The organism is Maritimibacter sp. HL-12 (genome assembly GCF_900177545.1).
Taxonomy (GTDB): domain Bacteria; phylum Pseudomonadota; class Alphaproteobacteria; order Rhodobacterales; family Rhodobacteraceae; genus Sinisalibacter.
In genome coordinates, this window is record NZ_FXBQ01000001.1 from 755306 (window position 1) to 778219 (window position 22914).

Sequence of the window (22914 nt, forward strand, 5' to 3'; positions counted from 1 at the left end):
CGCTTACTTGCGAGATCTTTTAGGCGAAACGTCCTCGATAGAAAAGGCGACATCGTGCGACGCGAGCCAGTTGGCAAAGGCTGTCACCTTGTCGTCGAGCGAACAGGTTGGCGGCAAGCTGTCGAGATGGGCCTGGTAGTCCATCCGCAGTTGCAACTGCCGATCGGGCGTGAGGTCGGACCAGGGCGTCATGGCATTCTCCCGTTACCGGGTCAGGATGGGGTTGAAACCGCCTTCCTGCAAGTGCACATATGCGCCACATTGAATTTATCACGGGATGAAGACCATGGCCGCCGCGTTGAAAATGACCTGCCTCGATTGCGGTGCCGTGAACCGCGTGCCGTCCGACAAGATCGGTGCCGGGCCGAAATGCGGCACCTGTGGCAGCAAGCTCAACGACGGCAAGGTGCGCGAGATGGACGCCGGCGTGCTCGCCAAGGCCGCGAAGAACGATGACCTGCCGCTGTTGGTCGATTTCTGGGCACCGTGGTGCGGTCCCTGCCGGATGATGGCTCCCGAATTCGCCAAGGCGGCCCAGAAGCTTGGCAGCGGCGCGCGGCTGGCAAAGATCAACACCGAGGATTTTCCCAAGGTGTCGACGAAGAACAACATCCGCGGCATTCCCACGATGATCCTGTTTCAGAATGGTCGTGAAGTGGCGCGCCAGTCGGGCGCGGTGCCGGCAAGCGCAATCGAGCAATTCGTGCGCACAAAGGCGAAAGTCGCGAGTTGAACCGCGGCTTGACCGCGGGGCACAGGCACCGCTTTGGTCGCAGGTTTCGCGCTTGACACCGGCGGCGGAAAACGCCAGATAGCGCCTCGTTGGGGCCGTAGCTCAGATGGGAGAGCGCGTCGTTCGCAATGACGAGGTCAGGGGTTCGATCCCCCTCGGCTCCACCAATTTCCCTCCAGATCCATGATCCGCGACCGGCTGATTTTGGCCGGGCGACAGGCTGTTTGACCTGCCTCATGGCGAGGGGCTCACCGGACTCCGATAAGTGATCTGTAGATCACCAAATCCCGGAACCTCCGGAAAAGGGGGACCCCATGAAACCCATCCGAAATATCCTGAACACGCTGGCCGCGGCCGGTTTGAGCCTGTTGGCGATGACCCTGTCGGCGGCGGCGCTCGATGCCACCGCAACAACCTGGCTCAACGTGCGGTCCGGGCCCGGGGCGGAAAACCCGGTGGTCGATACGCTTCACCCCGGCGAGGCCGTCACCGTCGAGGAATGCGAGCCGGGCGGGTGGTGCCAGATCGGCCACGCCGGTCCTGATGGCTGGGTCAACGCGTCCTACCTCGAACCGGTCACCGATGGCGGCGCGCCCACCCCTGATTGCCGCTTCCAGCTCACGCTGGGGCCCGGTGGGCCCACGCTGTCGATCGTTTGCGATGGCGGCGGCGCGCCCGGTGGTGGCGGCGGCGGCGGCCTGCCCCCGAGCGATCCCGACCGCGCCTGCTTCTTCGACGGGCCGAACTACACCGGCGACAGCATCTGCCGCGAAGTCGGTCTCTATCCGAGCTTGCCACCCGTCGCCAACGACCGGATCACCTCGGTGCGGCTTGAAGGCAACGCCAGGGTCCGCCTGTGCGAGAACGCCAACATGGGGCCGTACTGCCGCGACCTGACCACGAGCGAAGCCCAGCTCGGGCCATACCTCGACAACAAGGTTTCGTCGCTGCGGGTGTACACCGGCTCGCTTCCGGCACTGAAACAGGCCTGCTTCTTCGATCTTCCGGGCTACACCGGCGATCATTTCTGCATGCGCCAAGGCCGGATCGACGTATTGCCGCCAGCCGCGAACGACCGCGCTACCTCGGTGGCTCTGTTCGGCGGTGCACAGGCGACGCTCTGCGTCGAGACCAACCTCGGCGGCTATTGCCGGACGATGAACAGCAACGTGCCGGTGCTTGGTGCCTTGCTGAACAACAAGGCCAGTTCGGTGCTGGTTGAATAGGGGCTCAGCCCCCGGCCTTGCGGTAGGTCATGTCGACGACCAGCCGCCAGGCCTCGGCACCCTCGGCGCGCAGCAACTGCCGGATTGCAAAGCTCTCCGCGTCGGGGGCGCTCACACTCACACGGCTTTCATAGGGTGTCTCGTCCACCAACAGAACGGTGGTGGACTGCATCTCGATCGCCGTGCCGATTTCGGTGCCGGAAAACTGCACCGTCTGCCCCGTCGCCGCCGACCAGAAGCCCGCATTGACCCGGGCATCGCCGGAGCGCAGGATCCTGAGCGAGATATCCGACACCCCTGCCGCAACCGCACAACTGCCGGTCACGCTCACGTCGCGCTGTTCCGGGTCCGGGGCAATCTCCACCCGGCACCGCCCGCGTTCGAGCGGGGCCTCGGCACCGGTGGCGAGCAGGCCCTCACCCACCCATGCCCCCTCGGCCTCGAAAATCTCGGTGGCGGCGGCCGGGCTTGCGGTTGCGAGGATCACGGCGGTGGCGATGCGGATCATGTCGGCTCCTTCTCCTTGTGCCGGTCGCGGCGCGGGCCGAAAACCACAAGCGCTGCGGGCAGGATGACGAGATCGGCGATCAGGGCAAGCACATAAACCGCCATCGCGATCTTGCCAAAATCGCTGACCCCCTTGTTTTCCGCAAGCAGCGTGCCGCCCATGCCGAGCACCAGCACGATGGAGGTGGTCACCAGTGCCGGGGCCACCTCCTCGATCGCGGAAAAAACCCGGGCGCGGTCGAAATGCGGGATACCGCCGTTCAGCCGCAGCCGGTTGAGCACATGCAGCGTGTCGTCGACCGCCACGCCGAAAGCCACGGTCAGCGCCAGCCCGTTGGAAAACTCGATGCCCTTGCCGGTCAGCATCAGCCAGGCCCCGATCAGGGTGACGGGAAGCATGTTGGGCACCAACGCGATCAGCGCAACCCGCAGGTTGCCGAGCCACAGCCAGATCAGCACCCCAACCCCGCCCAGCGCGATCAGGAGGCTGCGGTTGATCTCGTCGAGCACCACGCCCGCCACCCGCGCCGACATCACCGGCAACCCGGTCACACGGCCAACCTCGACGCCCTCCAGGCCCGGCTCGGCGGCAAGCGCGGCGTCGATCCGGTCGGCCAAGGCCAGCGTCTCTTCGCCGTTCTCGTAGCGAAACGGCACCGACACCAGCGTCTGTGTGCCATCTCGCGAGACCAGGCGGCGCGCCAGCGGCTCCGGCAGTTCCTCCTCCACCACGTCCACGCCGCCCATGACACCAGCGATCGACTGAACCTGCTCGCTGCCGGTCACCTCGGCAACCACGTCCTGCACCCGGGCGACGATTGCGGGGTCGGTGCTGGTGACCGGGATCTGGATCTGGCTCACCGGCGAAACCCGCTCCTCGACACGCTCGAACACGGTTCGGATCGGGCTGCTGGGCTTGAGACTGTCCATCAGCGAATAGCGCGGGCCGGCCTGGCTGTAGAGCAGCGTCGAGATCGCCAGAAGCCCGAGGCCAAACCAGGCCAGCAAACGCGGCGCTCCGAACGCAAACCGGGGCAGGTGCTCCAGTCCCCGTCCGAAAGGCGGATGGGCCGACAGCCGGTCGAACAGCGGCGCGAACCAGGCGAACCGCCCCGCCGTGGTCAACACCGTGGTCTGCGTCAAAAGCACGGTAAAGACCGAGGCCAGCGTCACGATCACCCCCATCCGCCCCATCTCGGCGAGGATCTCCGAGCGCGACGTGGACAGCGCGGCAAAGGCCACCGCGGTGGTGATCGCGGCAAGGATGCAGGCAATGGCCACACGGCGCACGGCCCTGAAGGTGGCCCGCGCGCTGCCGCGGCCACCTTGCCGGGAGCGTTCGAAGCCGATGTGGACGCTGTCGGACGTGGCCAGCACCAGCACCAGCACCGGCAGCGCAATGGTCATGGTGTTGATCGCCACGCCGAGGTGGCCGTGTAACCCGATCGCCAGCGCCACCGCCATCACCGGCCCCGGCAGCGTCAGGAGCCCGAGCCTGAGCGACCGGAAGGTGGTGATCGCGATGATGAAGCCGACGATGATTCCAATGCCCGTGAGCATGACGATATCGTCGATCAGCGCCCGGGCCACGCTGTCGCGCAACACCGGGTAGCCCGAGAGCGCAACCGAAACCCCCGGCGCCGCCGAAGCAAGCCGCTCACCCAGGTCCTGCAGCGCGCCGATCTGATCGCGCCGCTCCCGGAGGTCATCCACGCCGTCTTCGGTGATTGGCAGCACCACCACCATCGCGCCCCGGTCGGCCGACATCAGCCGGGCAAGGGACGGATCGTTTTCCAGCGCCGCGTCGAGCCGCGCCGCCATGACGTCACGCGGCGGCGGCGGATAGGGAAACAACGGTTCGAACTCGCCGTTTTCAGTCGCCACCCGCAATGCAAGCGGCGAGATCGCGGCCCGCACGCCGGGCACGAACTGGGCATCGAGCAGGAAATCCGATATCGCCGTCACCACCGCCGGTTCGGCAAGATCAGGCGCCTCGACCAGCATGATCACGTCGTTCGAATCACCCTCGAACGCCTGCGACAGCGCCACGAAATCGTCGAAAGCCGCAAGATCGCTGTCGAAGAACCGGAACAACTCGTCGTCGAAGCGGATACGCGCGATCCCGGTCACGGCCACGAGCACCAGGACGATAAGCATCGCCCAAAGCACGAACAGGCGCATGCGCAGCGCCATCACCGCTCCCGCCAGTCTTCGACTGCCTGCCATCACGTCCCGCCCGTCTCGCTGCCCTACAGGCTATTAGCCACGCGCTGCGGCGCATTGCAACACGGGCGCACGGAGTCTTGTCTGCCGTCCTGCGCCCGCTGAACGCTACGGTCCCGCGCCGCGCGATGGATCAGGTTTCGTCGAGAAAGCGCCAGGTGTCGGCACCGTCGAAGGGCCGCACCGGTATGGTGGCGATATCGTCGGGGTCGTCCGCAAGGCGCATGTTCAGCGCGAGGCGATCATCGACAAGGCTGGCCCAATGGGTGGTCACCCCGCAGGTTGCGCAACTATGGAACGCCAGATCGTGGTCGCCGCGGGAATAGGCAATCGTCGCCCCCGGTGCGGCCTCGATGCACGCACGCGCCGGCGGCGCATAGGCCCAGAGCGCCGCATAGCGGCGGCAGGCAGAACAGTTGCAGCTTGTGACCCTCTGCGGGCGGGTGATCTCGAAACGAACCGCGCCGCAGAGGCAACTGCCGGTGATCATCGCGTCATCGTCCATACCGCACCTCTCCCCCGAGCCTGCCTCCGGGAAAGAAGACCGGCAACCCCCTGACCGGGTCCAAAGTCCCCCGGGGGTGTCACGCCGGCGGCGCGCCTTCGCCACGACGGGCAGCGCCCCCGCCGGGGTCGGCGGGGGTGGCACCCCCGCCGATCCGGTCAGCCGTCCAGCCGGATCCGGGCGTTCTGGGGGTCGTGCGGGCTGTCTTCCGCCACCTCGGCGTCCCACAACCTGCCTTGCATCATGACCTGAAGCTTCGTCCCCGGCGCGGCGAGGTCGGGCCGGACGTAGCCCATGCCGATCGACTTGCCGAACACCACCGAATAGCCACCCGAGGTGAGCCGGCCCACCTTGGTGTCGCCCGCATAAAGCGCCTCGCGGCCCCAGGGATCGGCGTCGTCCGGCCCGTCGATCAGCAGGGTCACGCACATCGCGCGGATGCCGGTGGCCTCCATCGCCGTCTTGCCGAGGAAATCTTTCGAAAGATCCACGAACCGGTCGAGCCCGGCTTCGAGCGGCGTGGCGTCGCGGCCAAGCTCGGTGCCGAAGGCGCGGTAGCTCTTTTCCTGCCTGAGCCAGTTCTGCGCCCGTGCGCCCACGAGCTTCAGACCGTGCTTCGCGCCCGCCGCCATGAGTTGATCCCAAAGGTAGTTCTGCATCTCGATCGGGTGGTGCAACTCCCAGCCAAGCTCGCCGGTGTAGGCCACGCGCACGGCATGAACCGGGCACATGCCAAGCTCGATGTTGCGCATCGACAGCCACGGGAACCGCTTGTTGCCGAGCACGGTGTCGGGGTCGGCATCCTTGACCAGCTCTTTCAGAACATCGCGCGATTTCGGCCCGGCGATGGCGAACACGCCATATTGCGTGGTGATGTCGTGGACCTCGATATAGCCCAGATCCCCTATCCTGTCGGCGGCGGCCTTGCGCAGGTAATCGCCATCATAGGCGGTCAGCGCGCCCGACGAGATCAGCACATACTCGTCCTCGGCGTAGCGCACGATGGTGTATTCCGTGCGCGTCGTGCCCGTCTCGGTGAGCGCGTAGGTCAGGTTGATCCGCCCCACGTTCGGCAGCTTGTTGGTGGTGAACCAGTCGAGGAAAGCCGTGGCACCCGGCCCGCGGACGAGATGCTTGGTGAAGGCGGTGGCGTCGATCAGCCCGGCACCCTCGCGGATCGCTTCCGCTTCTGCCCTGGCATATTGCCACCAGCCGCCGCGCCGGAAGCTGCGCGCCTCGTGGTCGAAATCCTCGGACGCGTCGAGCGGTCCGTAATAGTTCGGCCGTTCCCAGCCGTTGACCTGCCCGAACTGCGCGCCCAGCGCCTTCTGGCGATCATAGGCGGGCGCGGTGCGCAGGGGCCGGCAGGCCGGGCGCTCCTCGTCGGGGTGGTGCAGGATATAGACGTGCTCGTAGCATTCCTCGTTCTTGCGCGCGGCGTATTCCGTCGTCATCCAGTCGCCGTAGCGCTTGGGGTCGAGCGAGGCCATGTCGATCTCGGCCTCGCCTTCGACCATCATCTGGGCGAGGTAGTAGCCGGTACCGCCGGCGGCGGTGATGCCGAAGGAAAACCCCTCCGCCAGCCACATGTTGCGCAGGCCCGGAGCCGGGCCGACAAGCGGGTTGCCATCGGGCGTGTAGCAGATCGGGCCGTTGAAATCGTCCTTCAGCCCGACCTCCTCCGACGACGGGATGCGGTGGATCATGCTCATGTATTCCTCCTCGATCCGGTCGAGGTCGAGCGGGAAGAGATCGGCGCGGAAGCTGTCGGGCACGCCATATTCGAAGCGCGCCGGAGCATTGCGTTCGTAGGGGCCGAGAATCCAGCCGCCGCGCTCCTCGCGCACGTACCACTTGGCATCGGCATCGCGCAGCACCGGGTGTTCGCCGTGGGTCTTGCGATACTCCAGCAGCGCCGGATCGGGTTCGGTGACGATGAACTGGTGCTCGACCGGGATCGCGGGGATCTTGATGCCGAGCAGACGCGCGGTGCGCTGGGCGTGGTTGCCGGTGGCTGTCACCACGTGCTCGGCGTGGATTTCCACCTGCTCCTCGGTGGGCACGAGGTTGCCGCCCTTCTCGCCCATCTTCGTGACAGTCACGATCCACTCCGAGCCGGTCCAGCGGTAGCCGTCCACCTGCCATTTCCGCTCGATCACCACCCCGCGCTGGCGCGCGCCCTTGGCCATCGCCATGGTCACGTCGGCCGGGTTGATGTAGCCGTCGGTGGGGTGGTAGAGCGCGCCGCGCAAATCGTCGGTGCGCACCAGCGGCCAGCGTGCCTTGATCTCGTCGGGGGTGAGGAACTCGTAGGGGATGCCGACCGTTTCGGCGGTGCTGGCATAGAGCTGGAACTCGTCCATCCGCTCCGCGCTCTGCGCCATGCGCAGGTTGCCGACCACCGAGAACCCGGCGTTGAGCCCGGTTTCCTCTTCCAACGCCTTGTAGAACTTCACGCTGTAGTCGTGAATATGCGTCGTGGCATAGCCCATGTTGAACAGCGGCAGCAGGCCCGCGGCGTGCCACGTCGAGCCGGAGGTCAGCTCGTCGCGTTCGAGCAGCATCACGTCGGTCCAGCCCGCACGGGCAAGGTGGTAGGCGATGGAAGCTCCGACGGCGCCACCGCCGACGACAAGCGCTTTCACATGGGTCTTCATCGTGCGACTCCCTCGAAGAACTGGCGTCATCCTGCCCGATCGGCTGCGGCTGCGAAACAACCAGCCGACGCTTGGACGAACGAAAACGACCAAGCCCGGCGCCCGCCCCGCGAAGTGGTGCCCCGGCCTGCCGATTGTTCAGCGTTTCTGGTCGAAGAAACCTTTGAGCAGCCGCTCGGAGTCAGCCGCGCCGATCCCGTCGTATACCTCGGGCACGTGGTGACATTGCGGATGTGCGAACACCCGCGCGCCATGGGCGGTGCCGCCCGACTTCGGGTCTGCCGCACCGTAGTAGAGGCGGCGAATGCGGGCAAAGGAGATCGCGGCGGCGCACATCGGACATGGCTCAAGGGTGACATAGAGATCGTGCCCGGTGAGCCGTTCGGTGCCCAGCGCGGCGCAGGCGGCGCGGATCGCAAGGATCTCGGCATGCGCTGTCGGGTCGGACAATTCGCGCGTCCGGTTGCCCGCGCGCGCCACGACCGCCCCTTCCGGGCTGACCAGCACCGCGCCCACCGGCACCTCGCCGCGCAACGCGGCGGCGCGGGCTTCGGCGAGAGCGGCTTGCATGTGCGACGTGAAACTCATGCCCCCTCTTGCCCCGCCCGCGCGCGCTGGACAAGCCCGCCGCGCACGCCTAAGCGGGGAGGATGAACACCGAGACCCCGAAAGGCGAGCGCATCGCCAAGTTTCTCTCACGCGCCGGCATCGCCAGCCGCCGCGACGCCGAGCGCATGATCGAGGCCGGCCTCGTTGCGGTGAACGGCAAGATCATCGCGAGCCCGGCCCTGAACGTTACCGGAGCCGACAAGGTTGTGGTCGATGGCAAACCCGTGGGCACGCCGGAACCGGCCCGGCTGTGGCTCTACCACAAGCCGCTCGGCCTGGTGACCACGGCGCGCGATGAAAAGGGCCGCGAAACCGTGTTCGACGCCTTGCCCGAAGACATGCCCCGGGTGATGAGCGTGGGACGGCTCGATATCAACTCCGAGGGGCTTTTGCTGCTCACCAACGACGGCACGATCAAGCGCCGGCTCGAATTGCCGTCGACCGGCTGGGTGCGCAAGTACCGGGTGCGCGTGCATGGCACGCCGGTCGACGACGATCTGGCACCGTTGCGCAAAGGGATCGTGATCGACGGCGAGCGGTTTCAGCCGATGGGCGTGACGATCGACCGCCAGCAGGGCGCCAACGCCTGGCTTACCATCGGCATCCGCGAGGGCCGCAACCGCGAGATCCGCCGCGCGATGGAGGCCGTGGGGCTGACCGTGAACCGGCTGATCCGGGTCAGCTACGGTCCATTCCGGCTGGGCGATCTCAAGCCCGGCGCGGTCGAGGAAGTGAAGGCGCGCGTGCTGCGCGATCAGCTTGGCCTGGAAGACGACGGCGACAAGACCGGGACCGCGCGCAAACCGGCGAACGCTGCGCGGAAACCGGCGAACGCTGCACGAAAACCGGCGCGCGACGAACGCAAACCCGCGCGTGGGGCGACAAAACCGAAAGGCACGCCCCGACGCGGCTGAGAAGGCCGGGAAATCGCACCCCGCCCCCGCGGCATCCGCGCCCAACCCGCGACCCTTCGCCGAATAGCTCCTGCCGGTTCGTGTCGGGGCTGGTCGGGATACGGCGTTTCCCTATCTGGATCCGGTGCGTGGCCGCGACTGCGCTGCTCGGCGTTGACCAGGGCTTTGCGTGTCCGATGCCGGGGACTCGAGCGCGGCCGTGTGCACCGCGGGCGCAGGCCATGGTGGCGTGGCGCTGGCGGGGCGCTGGAGGCCGGGTTCTAATTTGCCGGGATGGCGATGGCGGGCTCCGCGATCTGGCTGGTTCTCTGCATCAAGGAAACCCGCCGCCGCCGCTGGTTGCTCCGATCGGCAAGGGGGAGCCAAGACAAGATATTCCCCCGGAAAATTCTGGTAAGACTGCCCTGCACGCCCTATATCTGGAGCGGCCGGACGGTCCGGCGGAAGGGGTGTGTCGTGTCCGATACCGGGTTGCAGAAACTGGCGTTTTTCCTGCTCGTGGCGCTGATCCTCTACGTGTCGATCACGGGGGGCGTGTGATGGCGCAGCGTTATGGCGGACGTCATAGCCCCGACCCCAAGACCGGGCCGACGCCCGCGTCGCCCCCGTCGCAGGCCGGCCCCTATGCCGGGCAGGTCCGCACCAGGGCTGGCGGGCGGGTGAACTTCCTTTTCCTCGCGCCGCTGCCCCTGGCGCTGCGCGCCTTCTTCCTCGCACCCGTCGGACTGGCGATGACGCTGGCCGCCTTTGGCCTGCTCATCCTCGCCGCATGGCTCACCCGCGAAGGCATTCTTGCACAGGAAGCCTATGACGCGCGCAAGATCGCGCGCCGCCCGGCGATCCCGCGCAAGATCTTCGCCAGCATCCTCACCGGCGCGGGGCTTGGCCTTGCCGCCTTCGCCGATGGCGGGGTGGTGAGTGCGGCGATCCTTGCCGTGCTGGGCGCGGTGCTGCACGGCTTCGCCTTCGGGCTCGACCCGCTGAAAGACAAGGGCATGGAGGGGATCGACACTTTCCAGACCGACCGCGTGGCGCGCGCCGTGGGTGAGGCCGAGAAACACCTCTTGGCAATGAAAGACGCGATCCAGCGCGCCCGCGACCGTGAACTGGAGGCCCGGCTCGACCGCTTTCTCGCCAGCGCGCGCGCGATGTTCCGCACCATCGAGGACGACCCGCGCGATCTGACCGCTTCGCGCAAGTATCTGTCGGTCTATCTCGTGGGCGCGCGCGACGCGACGGCGAAGTTCGCCGACATATACGCCCGCTCGCGCAGCGCCGAGGCGCGCGCCGATTACCTGCGATTGCTCGACGACCTCGAAGCCAATTTTACCGGCAAGACACAAAAACTGCTTATTGACGACCGCAGCGATCTGGACGTCGAGATCGAGGTTCTGCGCGAAAGGCTTGCCCGCGAGGGCGTTCAGATGACCAACGAACAAAATTAGCGAGGAAACCAGATGTCCGTAGTCCAGACCCGCCAGAAGGCGCAAGACGACCTCAAGGCCGTAGAGGAGGTGACCGCCGTGATCCTGCCCGAACCCTCCACCGCCCTCGTGCCCTTCGAGGAGGCCGACGAAGGCCAGAAGGCCGAGATCTCGAAGCGGATGGCCGAGATCGACATGGCCAACAGCCAGTCGATCATCGGCTTCGGCTCGGCGGCGCAGTCCGAGCTTCAGGTCATCAGCCAGGAAATGCTTCAGGGCGTGCGCAACAAGGATGTCGGCCCCGCGGGCGACGGCTTGCGCGATATCGTCACCACGATCCGAGGTTTTTCGGTGACGGAACTCGACATGCGGCGCAAGCGGTCGTGGTGGGAAAAGCTGCTCGGCCGCACCGCCCCGGCGGCGAAATTCATGGCCCGCTACGAGGATGTGCAGGGCCAGATCGACAAGATCACCGACAACCTGCTTCACCACGAGCACACGTTGCTGAAAGACATCAAGTCGCTCGACAAGCTCTACGAGAAGACCCTCGATTTCTACGACGAGCTCGCGCTCTACATCGCCGCGGGCGAGGCCAAACTGAAGGAGCTTGACGACGCGACCATCCCCGCCAAGGAAAAGGAGGTCGAGGCAGCACCCGAAGACGAAGGCGTGATCAAGGCGCAGGAATTGCGCGACATGCGGGCCGCGCGCGACGATCTGGAACGCCGGGTGCACGATCTCAAGCTCACACGCCAGGTGACGATGCAGAGCCTGCCCTCGATCCGGCTGGTGCAGGAAAACGACAAGAGCCTTGTGACCAAGATCAACTCCACCCTCGTCAACACCGTGCCGCTGTGGGAAACCCAGTTGGCCCAGGCGGTGACGATCCAGCGTTCGGCGGAAGCGGCGCGGGCGGTCAAGGCGGCTTCCGATCTCACCAACGAGCTTCTGCAAGCCAACGCCGCCAACCTGCGCGAGGCCAACAAGGCGGTGCGCGAGGAAATGGAGCGCGGCGTCTTCGACATCGAGGCAATCAAGTCGGCCAACGCCGATCTCATCGCCACCATCGAGGAAAGCCTGCAGATCGCCGATGAGGGCAAGGCCAAGCGTGCAGCGGCGGAAGACGAGCTTCAGAAGATGGAAGCCGAGCTCAAGAACACGCTCGCCTCCGCCAAGGCGCGGGGAACGTCCTACGGCCACGAGGTCGGCAGCGCGATCGAGGACAAGTAGGCGATGCGGGTTCGGGCGGCATTTGGCTTCGCGTTCGTCGTGGCCGTGGCCCTGTCGGGTTGCGAGGCGGGCGATCCGCGCGCGGCCTCGGCGGTTGCCGACCCGCCGCCACCCGCGCCCGGCGAGGTCTTCACCACGCCCTCGCCGGCCAGCGCCGAACTTGCCGACTACTACGCGCGGGTGCAGAACGGCCTGCTCACGCAGGGCCTCATGCGCACCGATGGCGGCGGGGTCGATGCGCCCTTCGGCACGCGGGAACTGGTGCGCAACTTCATCCGGATTGCGCTGTTCGAGGAATATTCCGATGTCGGTGGACGGCTGGTGGCCCGCGAGAAGCCCAGCCGGGTGCATCGCTGGGAAAAGCCGGTTACGCTCTCGATCGAATTTGGCGCTTCGGTGCCGCAAGCCGACCAAACCCGCGACAGGCACGAAACCGCGCGGCTGCTCGCGCGGCTGTCTCGCGCGACCGGCCACGCGATCAGCCAGGTTCCCGCCGGCCAAGGCAATTTCCGCGTCTTCGTGGTGAACGAGGAAGAGCGGCGTGCGCTCGGGCCGGCGCTGCGCCGAATCATGCCGAATATCTCGTCGACCGCGCTCAACACCGTCATCAACCTGCCGCGCACCACCTATTGCCTCGCCTTCGCCACCGACCCGGAGGGCGACGGCACCTACAACCAGGCCATTGCCGTGGTGCGGGCCGAACACCCCGACCTGCTGCGCGCGTCCTGTCTGCACGAGGAGATCTCCCAAGGCATGGGGCTGTCCAACGATTACCCGCTCGCGCGGCCCTCGATCTTCAACGACGACGAGGAATTCGCCTTCCTCACCCGGCACGACGAGCTTCTGCTCGAGATGCTCTACGACAAACGCCTGCGCCCCGGCATGTCCGAGTCCGAGGCGCGCCCCATCGTCGAACGCATTGCCCGCGAATTGATGGGCGGAGAAGCATAGGAGAAATACATGGGCATTCTCGATTTTCTTTCCGGCCAGTTCATCGACGTCATCCACTGGACCGACGACACCCGCGACACCATGGTCTGGCGCTTCCAGCGCGAGGGCCACGAAATCAAGTATGGGGCCAAGCTCACCGTGCGCGAGGGGCAGGCAGCGGTGTTCGTGCACGAAGGCCAGCTTGCCGACGTGTTCACCCCCGGGCTCTACATGCTCGAAACCAACAACATGCCGATCATGACCAGTCTCCAGCACTGGGACCATGCCTTCAAGTCGCCGTTCAAGAGCGAGATCTATTTCGTCAACACCACCCGTTTCACCGATCTGAAATGGGGCACCAAGAACCCGATCATGTGCCGCGACCCCGAGTTCGGCCCGGTGCGCATCCGCGCCTTCGGCACCTATGCGGTGCGGGTTATCGACGCCGGGCACTTCCTGAGCGAGATCGTCGGCACCGACGGCGAGTTCACCATGGACGAGATCAGTTTCCAGGTGCGCAACATCATCGTGCAGGCGTTTTCGCGGATCGTTGCCGGGTCCGGCATCCCGGTGCTCGACATGGCGGCCAACACCCAGGAACTGGGCAAGCTCGTCGCGGCCGAGATCTCCAAGGTGGTGGCCGACTACGGCCTCGAGATCCCCGAGTTCTACATCGAGAACATCTCGCTGCCCGCCGCCGTCGAGCAGGCGCTCGACAAACGCACCTCGATGGGGATCGTCGGCAACCTCGACCAATACATGAAATTCAACGCCGCCGAGGCGATGGGGTCGGAGGATTCCGCCATGGCCTCGTCGATGGGAGCCGGCATGGGCGCGGCGCTCGGCATGGGCATGGCCGGGCAGATGGGGCAGGCGGGGCCATGGGGCGCCGCCCCGGCGCAACCCGCGCCGTCCGCGTCACAGGCCCCCGCCGCCCCGCCGCCGGCGCCGGCGGAGAAGGTCTGGCACATCGCTGTCAACGGCGAAACCCTCGGCCCGTTCAGCCGCGCCACCATGGGCCGCAAGGCGCAGGCGGGCGAGTTGACCAGGGAAAGCCTTGTCTGGACCGCAGGGCAGGACGGCTGGAAGCGCGCCGATGACGTGGCCGAACTGGCCCAGCTCTTCACCATCCTGCCGCCGCCGCCACCGCCGCCCGCAAGCTGAGGCACCAATGCCCGACGTCATCCGCAGCCCCGATTGCGGCAACAGCCCAAAGAACGCGCTGGCGGAGGAGATCGCCCTTGCGCTGATGGGCGTTGGCGCATTGCCTGACACGCTTCTTGCCCCGGACGCCGTCTGGGACAGGGCAAGCGGCGCGCTCGCGGGGCGTGACACGATCGCCGCCGCCGTGGCCGCGATCACGCCTGCGGACCGGATCCGGGTGGAACAGGTGGCCACCCACGGCAAGGCCGGGTCGGTCTCCGGCCGGATCACCCGGAACGGTGAAACGCGGCTCTATTGCCATGTCATCCGCTTTACCACCGCCAGCGCCCGCGAGATCGCGCAGCTCGTGAGCTTCGAACACCCGGGAGGCAATTGACATGACCGCAGGCATGCCCCCGCCCCCACCCGCCCCGGTCGAGGAACACCGCTTCCCCTGCTCCGCCTGCGGCAGCGATATGCGCTTCGATGCGACGGGCGGAAAGCTGGTCTGCGACCATTGCGGCCACGCCCAAGAGATCGACAGCGAAGGCGGCCGGGCCCGGGCGATGCGCGAACTCGATTTCGAGGCCGCGCTGCACGCCGACCTGCCCGAAACCGAGATGGAGGTTACCCGGGTTTCATCCTGCCCGAGTTGCGGCGCGCAGGTCGAGTTCGATGCCGATCTGCACGCCGCCGAATGCCCCTATTGCGCCACCCCGGTGGTGACCGATACCGGCACCCACCGCCACATCAAGCCGGGCGGGCTGTTGCCCTTCGGGCTGACCGAGGATGACGCCCGCAAGGCGATGAAGGATTGGCTCGGACGGCTCTGGTTCGCGCCGAACGGGCTCAAGGACTACGCCCGCAAGGGCCGCCGCATGTCAGGCATCTACGTGCCCTACTGGACCTTCGACGCGGACACCGCCTCGGCCTATCGCGGCGAGCGCGGCACCGTCTACTACGTGACGAAAACTGTCACGCGCAACGGCAAGCGCACCCAAGTGCGCGAACAGCGGGTGCGCTGGAGCCCGAAATCGGGCCACGTGGCGCGGTTTTTCGACGATGTGCTGGTACTTGCCTCGCGCGCCCTGCCGAAACAATACACCGACGGGCTGGAGCCCTGGGATCTGAAGGCGCTGGAGCCCTACCGGCCGGAGTTTCTGGCCGGATACCGCGCCGAGGGCTACACCATCGAACTGCCCGAAGGCTACGAGGAGGCCCGCGCCTTGATGGACAATGTGATCCTCTCCGATGTGCGCCGCGATATCGGCGGCGACCGCCAGCGCGTGCACAACGTCAGCACCACGGTGTCGGATGTGACCTTCAAGCACATCCTGCTGCCGGTCTGGATGGCGGCTTACAAGTATCGCGGCAAGAGCTATCGCTTCGTCGTCAACGGCCGCACCGGCAAGGTGCAGGGCGAGCGCCCATGGTCGGCCTGGAAGATCGCTTTCGCGGTGCTGGTGCTGGCCATAGTCGGCGGTACGATCGGCTATTTCATCGCTCAGAACCAGTAGCGCCGAGCCGCGCCTCCGCCTTGTCGGCCATCACCTCGGCCTGGAACACGCCAGGCTGCGCGATGCCGAGAACCCCGGTGGCCGGGGTTTCGCCGGTTTCCTGCGGGGCCTGCGTGCGCGCCCGCCGCGCAACCGCGATCACGGTGACGACGATGCAGATCCCCGCCAGCATGATCAGAAGGCCGCGCCCGCCAGCGAGCGGAATCGTGTTCGGGCCGATCAGCGCGCCGAAGAATTGTCCGAGTTGGAGCAGGAACGCCATGGTGCCGCTTGCGGGCACGATCTGGGCATAGGTCAGGTGATCGTTGGCGTGGGCGGCAAGGATCGAATAGATCGGCAGCGTCGCCGCCGCGATCACCGCAAAGCCGATCACCACGTGGCCCGGGGTTCGGTCGATGGCCAGCCATATCGCCGCCGCCGCGGCGACGACGCCGAGCACGATCACCACTTTTCGCCTGTCGAAATGGTCGGCGATCCACCCCACCGGGTATTGCACCAGCGCCGAGGCGATCATCGCCACCACCAGCACACCCGAGGCCTGCGCCTCGTTGAAGCCGCGCGCCAGCGCATAGAGCGGCAGGCTGATGAACCACGCGCCGAACCCGATGCTGACCACGAAGATCCCCGCCACCGCCATTGGCGAGACGCGGTAAAGTTCGCGCAACCGCATCCGTTCGGGCACGACATAGGCCGGTGCCCTGTTGTCGGACAGCAGCAGCGGCACGATCGAGAGCGAAATCAGGATCGAAACCGCGCCGAACAGCATCGCCCCGGTCGGGTCGGGCAAGCCCACCATCGCGGTGCCGAGCGCCGGTCCGCCAAGCTGGATCATGAAGTAGATCGACAGGATCTGCGCCCGCATCCGGTTTTCGGCCTTGGCGTGCAGCCAGCTTTCGGTGATCACGTAGAGCCCCGGCAGGCAGACCCCCGAGAGCAGGCGCATCAAGCTCCACGAATAGGGGTCGGAGGTGAGCAGGTGCACGATCGCGGCAATCGAGACCAGCGAGGCAAGGGCGGAAAAGGCGCGGATATGCCCCACCTTCTCGATCAGCTGCGGTGCGGCAACGGTGCCGGCGAGTGCCCCGAGCGGATAACTCGCCTGCATCAACGAGATCGTCAGGATCGAAAATCCAAGCTCGTTGCCCCGGATCGTGAGCAGGGTGCCGAGCAGGCCATTGGCAACCATCAGCATGAGCATGCCGAGGAAAAGGGCCCAATTGTCCGTCAGCGCGCGTCCCAGCCGCATCACCCGTTCGTCGTTTAAGGAGTATGTCCCGGTCTAGCCGATCGGCGCGCGTTTTCCAAGACCGCCCGCGTGCCCGCCGGTCACTTGCCGCCGCGATAGCCGGGGTGCAGCGCGTGGTCGATCGCTTCTTCGAGCTGGTCCCAGTGCATCTGGTGCATGAATCCATGCGTCGAGAAGTGATGCGTGGCTTCTTCGTGATCGGGCTTGCGGATCAGGGCCGTGGCCAGCATGCCGAAGAGGCAGGCCACGGCGGTGATCGAAAAGGCGAGCGGGAAATTGCCCATGTCGCCCAGCAGGCCGCCAAGGATCGGGAAGACGATCCCGCCCGCGCCGTAGCTGAGAAACACGTAAGGATAGTTCTGGCCGACCCGGGCGTTGCCGAAGAGATCGGCCGTCAGCGCCGGGAACAGCGCGAAGTTGCCGCCGAAATTGAAGCCGATCAGCGCAGCGCCGAGGTAGAGCAGCCAGGGTGTGCCCGCCATCGCGGTGAAGGCAAAGAGCGTGGCGGCCTGAAGCCCGGTCATGATCAGGATCGAGCGCCGCCGCCCGATCCGGTCGGAGATCATCCCCCAGAGAATACGCCCGATGCCGTTGGCCAGCGAGAAGAACACCGCCATCGCGGTCCCCGCGATCGCGCTGGCCTCGACGGCGGAATAGCCCGAGGCCATCAACGCCTCGATCGGGTAGAGTTTCATCAGCCCCGCACTCATCAGACCGGCCCCGGCGGACACCGCGAAGATCAGGAATATCAGGTAGAACTGCGGCGTGCGCAGCATCTCGGCAAGGCTGTAATCCTCGCCCCCCTTGGCGGCGGCATCCGGCGAGAAGCCTGCGGGCACCCAGCCCTTCGGCGGCATCCGCATCCAGATCGCGCCGATGAGAATGAGCACGGCGAAGGCGACGCCGTAGATCATGAAGGTCGGCCCGAGCCCCAGCGTTTCGATCAATTGACCCCATGCCCCGGCGAGCTTGACCCAACCCATCGCACCGAAGCCGAAACCGGCCACGGCCAGCCCGGTGATCATGCCCTTGCGGTCGGGAAACCAGCGCATCCCCACGGCGATCGGCACCACGTAGCCAAGCCCGATGCCTGCGCCGCCGATCACGCCGATCCCGAGCACCACGACGGCAAAGCTCGTCGCCCCCGCGAGGCCCGTGAAAAGGTAGCCCGCACCAAGCACCAACCCGCCCGCGACGGCGAGCCGCCTTGGGCCGTAGCGGGTGAGCAACCGCCCGGCGAAAACCATCACCAGCGCGAAGGTGGCGAGGCCGACGGCAAAAACGATCTGGGTTTCCATCCGGCTCCAGCCCGCCGCGATCAGCGAGGGCGTGAACACCGACCAGGCATAGATCGCGCCAAGGCTGAGCTGCATCAACACCGCGCCGAGCACGACGAACCATCGGTTGGGGCCACGTGTCTGGGATGTCATTTGCACCTCCCTAGATGGCCCCGCAAACTACCGCCCGGGCCGGGTATTCGCGCACTCACTATTATAGCAGGGCAAGCACCTTAGCCCCATGCGCTCCCAAGTCGCAGACGGAAGCGCGCAACCGTTGCGACCGTGACCGGCACCAGAACCCGCGCTGCAAGCCGCCTGCTCGCGGCAGTTGCCCGGCACGGTCGTCACGGCACGTCCTGGATTGGCCCCGGGCGGCGCTCTTCGCTCAGAAGCACGTTGGCCTCCACCTCGCCCGCCCCCGGCAGCGTCATGATCCGGCGGCGCAGGATGCGTTCGAAATCGGCGAGGTCGCGCGCCACCACGCGCAGACGGTAATCATAGTGACCGAGCACGTGATGGACGAGTTGCACTTCGGGGATCGCCCGCACCGCGCGCTCGAAATCCTCAAGCGAAACACGTCCCTTCGCGGCCAGCTTGACGCCGAGAAACACCGTCACCCCAAAGCCCAGCGCCTCGCGGTCGAGGTCGAGGCGGCGTCGCCGGATAGCGCCCTCGTCGTGCAAACGCCTGACCCGGCGCCAGGCCGCCGGTTGACTCAGGCCAAAGCGCCGCCCGAGGGCACCGGCCGACAGCGTGGCGTCCTCGGCCAGCGCGCGCAGGATCGCGCGGTCGATCTCGTCAAGCCGGATCATAGTGGCAACGCCTCGCCCTCGGCGATCACCGCCACCTGCATCAATGCCTCGATATCGGCGATATGCGGCAGGGTGAGGATCTTTTCGCGGTAGATCTGCTGGTAATGGCCCATGTCGCGGGCGATCACGTGCAGACGCACATCGACGCGGCCGAGGAAGGTCTGGATTTCCGTCACCTCCGGCACCGCGCGGGCAGCGGCGAGAAACTCGTCGAAGGCGCGCGGGTTGGTCTTGTCGAGCGTGAAACGAAGCGACACTTCTACCTCGTAGCCGAGACTGCCCCAGTCGATCACCGCATGTTGGCCGCGGATCACGCCCGCCCGGGTGAGCTTTTCGATCCGGCGCGAACAGGTCGCGGGGGTGACGCCCGCCAGTTCGGCCAACTCGCCGGTGCTCAGCCCGGGATTGGCCTGCAGGCGGCGCAGGAGGCGGCGGTCTGTATCGTCGATCTGCATGATTTTCTCGTACTACGGCTCAGGTGCGAATTGATTACACCGAAAATCACGGAAAGTACGCCATTTTGCAAACCGTATTCCGCACCAATCGCTAGGATGCCCGGCGAAACATCCACCAAGGGAGCCACACCATGCGCGTCTATTATGATCGTGACTGCGATATCAACCTCATCAAGGACAAGAAGGTGGCCATTCTCGGCTACGGCAGCCAGGGCCACGCGCACGCGCTGAACCTGCGCGATTCGGGCGCGAAGAACGTTGTGGTCGCCCTGCGCGAAGGGTCGGCGTCGGCGAAGAAGGCCGAAGCCGAAGGCCTCAAGGTGATGGGCATCGCCGAGGCCGCCGCCTGGTGCGACCTGATCATGTTCACCATGCCCGACGAACTTCAGGCCGAGACCTACAAGAAATACGTCCACGACAACCTGAAGGAAGGCGCCGCGATTGCCTTCGCCCACGGCCTCAACGTGCATTTCGGCCTGATCGAGCCCAAGCCCGGCGTTGACGTGATCATGATGGCGCCGAAGGGCCCCGGCCACACCGTGCGCGGCGAATACGTCAAGGGCGGCGGCGTGCCCTGCCTCGTCGCGGTGCACAACGACGCCTCCGGCAAGGCGCTCGACATCGGCCTGTCCTATTGCTCGGCCATCGGCGGCGGGCGCTCGGGGATCATCGAAACCAACTTCCGCGAGGAATGCGAGACCGACCTGTTCGGCGAGCAGGCCGTGCTGTGCGGCGGCCTCGTCGAGCTGATCCGCGCCGGGTTCGAGACCCTCGTGGAAGGCGGCTACGCCCCCGAGATGGCCTATTTCGAGACCCTGCACGAGGTCAAGCTGATCGTCGACCTGATCTACGAAGGCGGCATCGCCAACATGAACTACTCGATCTCCAACACCGCGGAGTATGGCGAGTATGTCTCGGGGCCGCGCATCCTGCCCAAGGAGCAGACCAAGAAAGCGATGAAGGAGATCCTGACCGACATCCAGACCGGCAAATTCGTGCGCGATTTCATGCAGGAAAACGCCGTCGGCCAGCCCTACTTCAAGGCCACCCGTCGGATCAACGACGAGCACCAGATCGAAGCGACCGGCGAGAAGCTGCGCGCGATGATGCCCTGGATCTCGGCCGGCAAGATGGTCGACAAGGAAAAGAACTGAGCCCGGCACGTCCCGCGGCAGGAAAGGGCTCCCGGATGGGGGCCCTTTTTCATTGCAGATCAGATATTTAAGTGGCACAGGATCGGCATGACCACACTCGAGATCACGCCCCGAAGCTGGGCCATGCTGATTGTCCTTGGCCTTGTCTGGGGCGCCACCTTCCTGGTGATCGAAATCGCGCTGAGGGGGATCACGCCGTTCTGGCTGGCCGCTGCGCGGATCGGCTTTGCCGCCGTGCTGCTCGCGGCGATCTGGCTGGTCCGGGGGTCGCGGCTGTTCCATGCAAGCCCCAGCTTAGCCGACTGGGCCTGGCTCGGTTTCATCGGCGTGTTCTCCACCGCGGTGCCGTTCATGCTGCTGTCGTGGGGGCAGCAGACGGTAACCTCCGGCTTTGCCGGGATCTCGATGGCCACCGTAGCGATCATGATCCTGCCGCTGGCGCACCTGCTGGTGCCCGGCGAGCGGATGACCCTGCGCAAGCTTGCAGGTTTCGCGATCGGCTTCGGCGGGGTTGTGGCGCTGATCGGGCCGGGTGCCTTCGTCTCGACCGGTCTTGAAGGCGAGGTCGCCGGGCGGCTGGCCTGCCTCGCCGCCGCGGCCTGCTACGCGGTGAGCGCGGTGCAGATGCAGCGCCTGCCGCCGGTAGACCCGATCGGACTGGCCGCCGTGCAACTGCTGTTCGGCACCGCCCTCGTGGTCCCCACCGCCTTCGTGGTGGAAGGGCCGCCGCCCCTGCCCGATCCGGCCACGCTGACGGCACTCGCGGTGCTCGGGCTGTTGCCCACGGCCGCGGCCACGCTCCTGCGGGTGGCGATCATCCGCAGCGCGGGCTCCACCTTCATGAGCCTTGTGAACTACATCGTGCCGGTGGTTTCGGTCGCGCTCGGGGCGGTATTTCTCGGCGAGGCGGTGCCGCCCACCTTCCTTGTCGCGCTCATGCTCGTTCTTGCAGGTATGGCGCTGAGCCAATGGGCCGCGCTGCGTCGGCTGGTGCGGCGCTAGCCGGCTACCCGGGCAACCTCGGCCACGATGCGTTCGACGACGTCTTCCATCAGAACCTCGTCCTCGCATTCCGCCATCACCCGGATCAGCGGCTCGGTGCCGCTGGCCCGGATCAGGAGCCGACCCTTGCCTTGCAGGGCAATCTCGCTGGACTCGATCACTTTTCGAACCTCGCTGCTCTCCAGTGGCCGGTTGCCGTTCACATAGCGCACGTTTTTCAACATCTGCGGCACGGTCTCGAACACCTGCGTCAACTCCGACGCACGCTTTCCGGTAGACACCATCTCGGCAAGGAAGTGCAGCGCGGCAAGCAATCCGTCGCCGGTGGTGGCGAAATCGGTCATCACGATGTGGCCCGATTGCTCGCCGCCGAGGTTGTAGCCGCCGGCCCGCATCGCCTCGACAACGTAGCGATCGCCCACCCCGGTGCGCAGAAGCTTGAGCCCGCCGTCTTCAAGGTAGCGCTCCAGCCCGAGGTTCGACATCACCGTGGCGACGAGCGTGCCGTGCCTGAGCCGCCCCTCGTCGGCCCAGGTCCGGGCAAAGAGCCCCATGAGCTGATCGCCATCGGCCACCCGCCCGTTTTCGTCGATCAGCATCACGCGGTCGGCATCGCCATCGAGGCAGATCCCGAGATCCGCTCCCGATTGCAGCACCGTCTCCTGCGCGAGCGCCGTCGCCGTCGAGCCGACACCGTCGTTGATGTTGCGCCCGTTGGGCGAAACCCCGATCGGCACCACCTCGGCCCCAAGCTCCCACAAGGCCTCCGGCGCGGCGCGGTAGGCAGCGCCGTTGGCGCAGTCGATCACCACCTTGAGCCCGTCGAGCCGGTGCCCGGACGGGAACGTCGTCTTGATGAACTCGACGTAGCGCTGGCGGCCCTCGTCGATCCGCTTGGCGCGGCCGATATTCTCCGGTTTCGAAGGTTCGATCTCGCCTTCGAGGATCGCCTCGATCGCCAGTTCGTCCTCGTCGGAGAGCTTGAACCCGTCGGGGCCGAACAGCTTGATGCCGTTGTCGTGGTAGGGGTTGTGCGAGGCCGAGATCATGATCCCGAGATCGGCGCGCATCGAATGGGTAAGGTGGCCCACGGCGGGCGTCGGCACCGGGCCGAGCAGCAGAACGTTCATGCCTGTCGAGGTCAGCCCCGCGGTGAGCGCACTTTCCAGCATGTAGCCTGAAAGCCGGGTGTCCTTGCCGATCACCACGCGGTGCTTGTTGTCACCGTTGCGGCGGAAGAAACGGCCCGCCGCCGCGCCAAGGCGCAGCGCGGTTTCCGCCGTCATCGGGTGGCTGTTGGCAAGGCCCCGCACACCATCGGTGCCAAAGAATTTCCGGCTCATCGCG

Annotated in this window: 23 protein-coding genes and 1 tRNA gene; 13 read left to right on the forward strand and 11 right to left on the reverse strand. The window is 66.3% G+C overall.

Annotated elements, in window-relative coordinates:
* Positions 1–3 precede the first annotated feature (3 nt).
* Positions 4–192 (reverse strand): hypothetical protein, encoded by a 189-nt coding sequence (locus B9Y97_RS03865; protein ID WP_085525516.1) that lies wholly within the window; start codon positions 190–192, stop codon positions 4–6.
* A gap of 94 nt (positions 193–286) precedes the next feature.
* Between B9Y97_RS03865 and trxC the strand changes: the two genes are divergently transcribed.
* The 3 genes from trxC (at position 287) to B9Y97_RS03880 (ending at position 1959) form a co-directional block, all read left to right on the forward strand.
* The gene (trxC, locus tag B9Y97_RS03870; RefSeq protein WP_085528090.1) at positions 287–733 is read left to right on the forward strand and encodes a thioredoxin TrxC; all 447 of its coding nucleotides are present in this window, start codon (positions 287–289) and stop codon (positions 731–733) included.
* Positions 734–824: 91 nt separating this feature from the next.
* Positions 825–900, forward strand: a tRNA-Ala gene (locus tag B9Y97_RS03875).
* Between the two features lie 147 nt (positions 901–1047).
* Entirely contained in the window at positions 1048–1959 is a 912-nt protein-coding gene (locus B9Y97_RS03880; protein ID WP_085525517.1) for an SH3 domain-containing protein, read from the forward strand.
* A 4-nt stretch (positions 1960–1963) separates the two neighbouring features.
* Here B9Y97_RS03880 and B9Y97_RS03885 read toward each other — a convergent pair whose 3' ends face one another.
* From B9Y97_RS03885 to B9Y97_RS03905, 5 genes are all read right to left on the reverse strand, one after another.
* Positions 1964–2467, reverse strand: coding sequence for a hypothetical protein (locus tag B9Y97_RS03885; RefSeq protein WP_085525518.1), 504 nt, complete (start codon positions 2465–2467; stop codon positions 1964–1966).
* Positions 2464–4659, reverse strand: coding sequence for an efflux RND transporter permease subunit (locus B9Y97_RS03890; RefSeq protein ID WP_176224290.1), 2196 nt, complete (start codon positions 4657–4659; stop codon positions 2464–2466). Before B9Y97_RS03890 ends, B9Y97_RS03885 begins: the two co-directional genes overlap by 4 nt.
* 163 nt (positions 4660–4822) lie before the next feature.
* On the reverse strand, positions 4823–5194 hold the full coding sequence (locus B9Y97_RS03895; RefSeq protein WP_217809433.1) for a GFA family protein: 372 nt from the start codon (positions 5192–5194) through the stop codon (positions 4823–4825).
* Positions 5195–5352: 158 nt separating this feature from the next.
* On the reverse strand, positions 5353–7851 hold the full coding sequence (locus B9Y97_RS03900) for a GcvT family protein (protein WP_085525520.1): 2499 nt from the start codon (positions 7849–7851) through the stop codon (positions 5353–5355).
* A 138-nt stretch (positions 7852–7989) separates the two neighbouring features.
* Positions 7990–8439: a nucleoside deaminase gene (locus B9Y97_RS03905; protein ID WP_085525521.1), complete on the reverse strand. Its 450-nt coding sequence runs from the start codon at positions 8437–8439 to the stop codon at positions 7990–7992.
* Positions 8440–8501: 62 nt separating this feature from the next.
* On the opposite strand from B9Y97_RS03905, the gene B9Y97_RS03910 reads away from it, so the two are divergent.
* From B9Y97_RS03910 to B9Y97_RS03945, 8 genes are all read left to right on the forward strand, one after another.
* On the forward strand, positions 8502–9374 hold the full coding sequence (locus B9Y97_RS03910) for a pseudouridine synthase (protein WP_085525522.1): 873 nt from the start codon (positions 8502–8504) through the stop codon (positions 9372–9374).
* A 273-nt stretch (positions 9375–9647) separates the two neighbouring features.
* Positions 9648–9914, forward strand: coding sequence for a hypothetical protein (locus B9Y97_RS03915; protein WP_085525523.1), 267 nt, complete (start codon positions 9648–9650; stop codon positions 9912–9914).
* Complete coding sequence (locus B9Y97_RS03920; protein ID WP_085525524.1) at positions 9914–10819, forward strand: 5-bromo-4-chloroindolyl phosphate hydrolysis family protein; 906 nt, start codon at positions 9914–9916, stop codon at positions 10817–10819. The genes B9Y97_RS03915 and B9Y97_RS03920 overlap by 1 nt, the downstream gene beginning before the upstream one ends.
* 12 nt (positions 10820–10831) lie before the next feature.
* On the forward strand, positions 10832–12028 hold the full coding sequence (locus B9Y97_RS03925) for a toxic anion resistance protein (RefSeq protein ID WP_085525525.1): 1197 nt from the start codon (positions 10832–10834) through the stop codon (positions 12026–12028).
* A gap of 3 nt (positions 12029–12031) precedes the next feature.
* Positions 12032–12979, forward strand: a complete 948-nt coding sequence (locus B9Y97_RS03930) for a DUF2927 domain-containing protein (RefSeq protein WP_085525526.1) — start codon at positions 12032–12034, stop codon at positions 12977–12979.
* A 9-nt stretch (positions 12980–12988) separates the two neighbouring features.
* The gene (locus tag B9Y97_RS03935; RefSeq protein WP_085525527.1) at positions 12989–14122 is read left to right on the forward strand and encodes an SPFH domain-containing protein; all 1134 of its coding nucleotides are present in this window, start codon (positions 12989–12991) and stop codon (positions 14120–14122) included.
* A gap of 7 nt (positions 14123–14129) precedes the next feature.
* Positions 14130–14498, forward strand: coding sequence for a hypothetical protein (locus B9Y97_RS03940; protein WP_085525528.1), 369 nt, complete (start codon positions 14130–14132; stop codon positions 14496–14498).
* 1 nt (position 14499) lies between these two features.
* Positions 14500–15618 (forward strand): TFIIB-type zinc finger domain-containing protein, encoded by a 1119-nt coding sequence (locus tag B9Y97_RS03945; RefSeq protein ID WP_085525529.1) that lies wholly within the window; start codon positions 14500–14502, stop codon positions 15616–15618.
* Here B9Y97_RS03945 and B9Y97_RS03950 read toward each other — a convergent pair.
* From B9Y97_RS03950 to B9Y97_RS03965, 4 genes are all read right to left on the reverse strand, one after another.
* A complete protein-coding gene (locus tag B9Y97_RS03950; protein ID WP_254900843.1) occupies positions 15599–16816 on the reverse strand; it encodes an MFS transporter in 1218 nt (405 codons plus the stop codon). The genes B9Y97_RS03945 and B9Y97_RS03950 overlap by 20 nt on opposite strands.
* A gap of 128 nt (positions 16817–16944) precedes the next feature.
* Positions 16945–18294 (reverse strand): L-lactate MFS transporter, encoded by a 1350-nt coding sequence (locus B9Y97_RS03955; protein ID WP_085525530.1) that lies wholly within the window; start codon positions 18292–18294, stop codon positions 16945–16947.
* A gap of 194 nt (positions 18295–18488) precedes the next feature.
* Positions 18489–18956 carry an Lrp/AsnC family transcriptional regulator gene (locus B9Y97_RS03960; RefSeq protein ID WP_085525531.1) on the reverse strand — a complete coding sequence of 156 codons (468 nt, stop codon included), beginning with the start codon at positions 18954–18956 and terminating at the stop codon, positions 18489–18491.
* The gene (locus B9Y97_RS03965; protein WP_085525532.1) at positions 18953–19411 is read right to left on the reverse strand and encodes an Lrp/AsnC family transcriptional regulator; all 459 of its coding nucleotides are present in this window, start codon (positions 19409–19411) and stop codon (positions 18953–18955) included. Before B9Y97_RS03965 ends, B9Y97_RS03960 begins: the two co-directional genes overlap by 4 nt.
* Positions 19412–19521: 110 nt before the next feature.
* Here B9Y97_RS03965 and ilvC point away from each other — a divergent pair, with 110 nt between their 5' ends.
* Positions 19522–20565 (forward strand): ketol-acid reductoisomerase, encoded by a 1044-nt coding sequence (ilvC, locus tag B9Y97_RS03970; protein WP_254900963.1) that lies wholly within the window; start codon positions 19522–19524, stop codon positions 20563–20565.
* 87 nt (positions 20566–20652) lie between these two features.
* Positions 20653–21567, forward strand: coding sequence for a DMT family transporter (locus tag B9Y97_RS03975; protein ID WP_085525534.1), 915 nt, complete (start codon positions 20653–20655; stop codon positions 21565–21567).
* Here B9Y97_RS03975 and glmM read toward each other — a convergent pair.
* Positions 21564–22910: a phosphoglucosamine mutase gene (gene glmM / locus B9Y97_RS03980; RefSeq protein WP_085525535.1), complete on the reverse strand. Its 1347-nt coding sequence runs from the start codon at positions 22908–22910 to the stop codon at positions 21564–21566. The genes B9Y97_RS03975 and glmM overlap by 4 nt on opposite strands.
* Between the last annotated feature and the right edge of the window lie 4 nt (positions 22911–22914).

Coding starts and splice junctions, on each gene's coding strand:
- B9Y97_RS03865 (WP_085525516.1), bottom strand. CDS start 192: ATGACGCCCTGGTCCGACCTCACGCCCGATCGGCAGTTGCAACTGCGG.
- trxC (WP_085528090.1), top strand. CDS start 287: ATGGCCGCCGCGTTGAAAATGACCTGCCTCGATTGCGGTGCCGTGAAC.
- B9Y97_RS03880 (WP_085525517.1), top strand. CDS start 1,048: ATGAAACCCATCCGAAATATCCTGAACACGCTGGCCGCGGCCGGTTTG.
- B9Y97_RS03885 (WP_085525518.1), bottom strand. CDS start 2,467: ATGATCCGCATCGCCACCGCCGTGATCCTCGCAACCGCAAGCCCGGCC.
- B9Y97_RS03890 (WP_176224290.1), bottom strand. CDS start 4,659: ATGGCGCTGCGCATGCGCCTGTTCGTGCTTTGGGCGATGCTTATCGTC.
- B9Y97_RS03895 (WP_217809433.1), bottom strand. CDS start 5,194: ATGGACGATGACGCGATGATCACCGGCAGTTGCCTCTGCGGCGCGGTT.
- B9Y97_RS03900 (WP_085525520.1), bottom strand. CDS start 7,851: ATGAAGACCCATGTGAAAGCGCTTGTCGTCGGCGGTGGCGCCGTCGGA.
- B9Y97_RS03905 (WP_085525521.1), bottom strand. CDS start 8,439: ATGAGTTTCACGTCGCACATGCAAGCCGCTCTCGCCGAAGCCCGCGCC.
- B9Y97_RS03910 (WP_085525522.1), top strand. CDS start 8,502: ATGAACACCGAGACCCCGAAAGGCGAGCGCATCGCCAAGTTTCTCTCA.
- B9Y97_RS03915 (WP_085525523.1), top strand. CDS start 9,648: ATGGCGATGGCGGGCTCCGCGATCTGGCTGGTTCTCTGCATCAAGGAA.
- B9Y97_RS03920 (WP_085525524.1), top strand. CDS start 9,914: ATGGCGCAGCGTTATGGCGGACGTCATAGCCCCGACCCCAAGACCGGG.
- B9Y97_RS03925 (WP_085525525.1), top strand. CDS start 10,832: ATGTCCGTAGTCCAGACCCGCCAGAAGGCGCAAGACGACCTCAAGGCC.
- B9Y97_RS03930 (WP_085525526.1), top strand. CDS start 12,032: ATGCGGGTTCGGGCGGCATTTGGCTTCGCGTTCGTCGTGGCCGTGGCC.
- B9Y97_RS03935 (WP_085525527.1), top strand. CDS start 12,989: ATGGGCATTCTCGATTTTCTTTCCGGCCAGTTCATCGACGTCATCCAC.
- B9Y97_RS03940 (WP_085525528.1), top strand. CDS start 14,130: ATGCCCGACGTCATCCGCAGCCCCGATTGCGGCAACAGCCCAAAGAAC.
- B9Y97_RS03945 (WP_085525529.1), top strand. CDS start 14,500: ATGACCGCAGGCATGCCCCCGCCCCCACCCGCCCCGGTCGAGGAACAC.
- B9Y97_RS03950 (WP_254900843.1), bottom strand. CDS start 16,816: ATGCTCATGCTGATGGTTGCCAATGGCCTGCTCGGCACCCTGCTCACG.
- B9Y97_RS03955 (WP_085525530.1), bottom strand. CDS start 18,294: ATGACATCCCAGACACGTGGCCCCAACCGATGGTTCGTCGTGCTCGGC.
- B9Y97_RS03960 (WP_085525531.1), bottom strand. CDS start 18,956: ATGATCCGGCTTGACGAGATCGACCGCGCGATCCTGCGCGCGCTGGCC.
- B9Y97_RS03965 (WP_085525532.1), bottom strand. CDS start 19,411: ATGCAGATCGACGATACAGACCGCCGCCTCCTGCGCCGCCTGCAGGCC.
- B9Y97_RS03975 (WP_085525534.1), top strand. CDS start 20,653: ATGACCACACTCGAGATCACGCCCCGAAGCTGGGCCATGCTGATTGTC.
- glmM (WP_085525535.1), bottom strand. CDS start 22,910: ATGAGCCGGAAATTCTTTGGCACCGATGGTGTGCGGGGCCTTGCCAAC.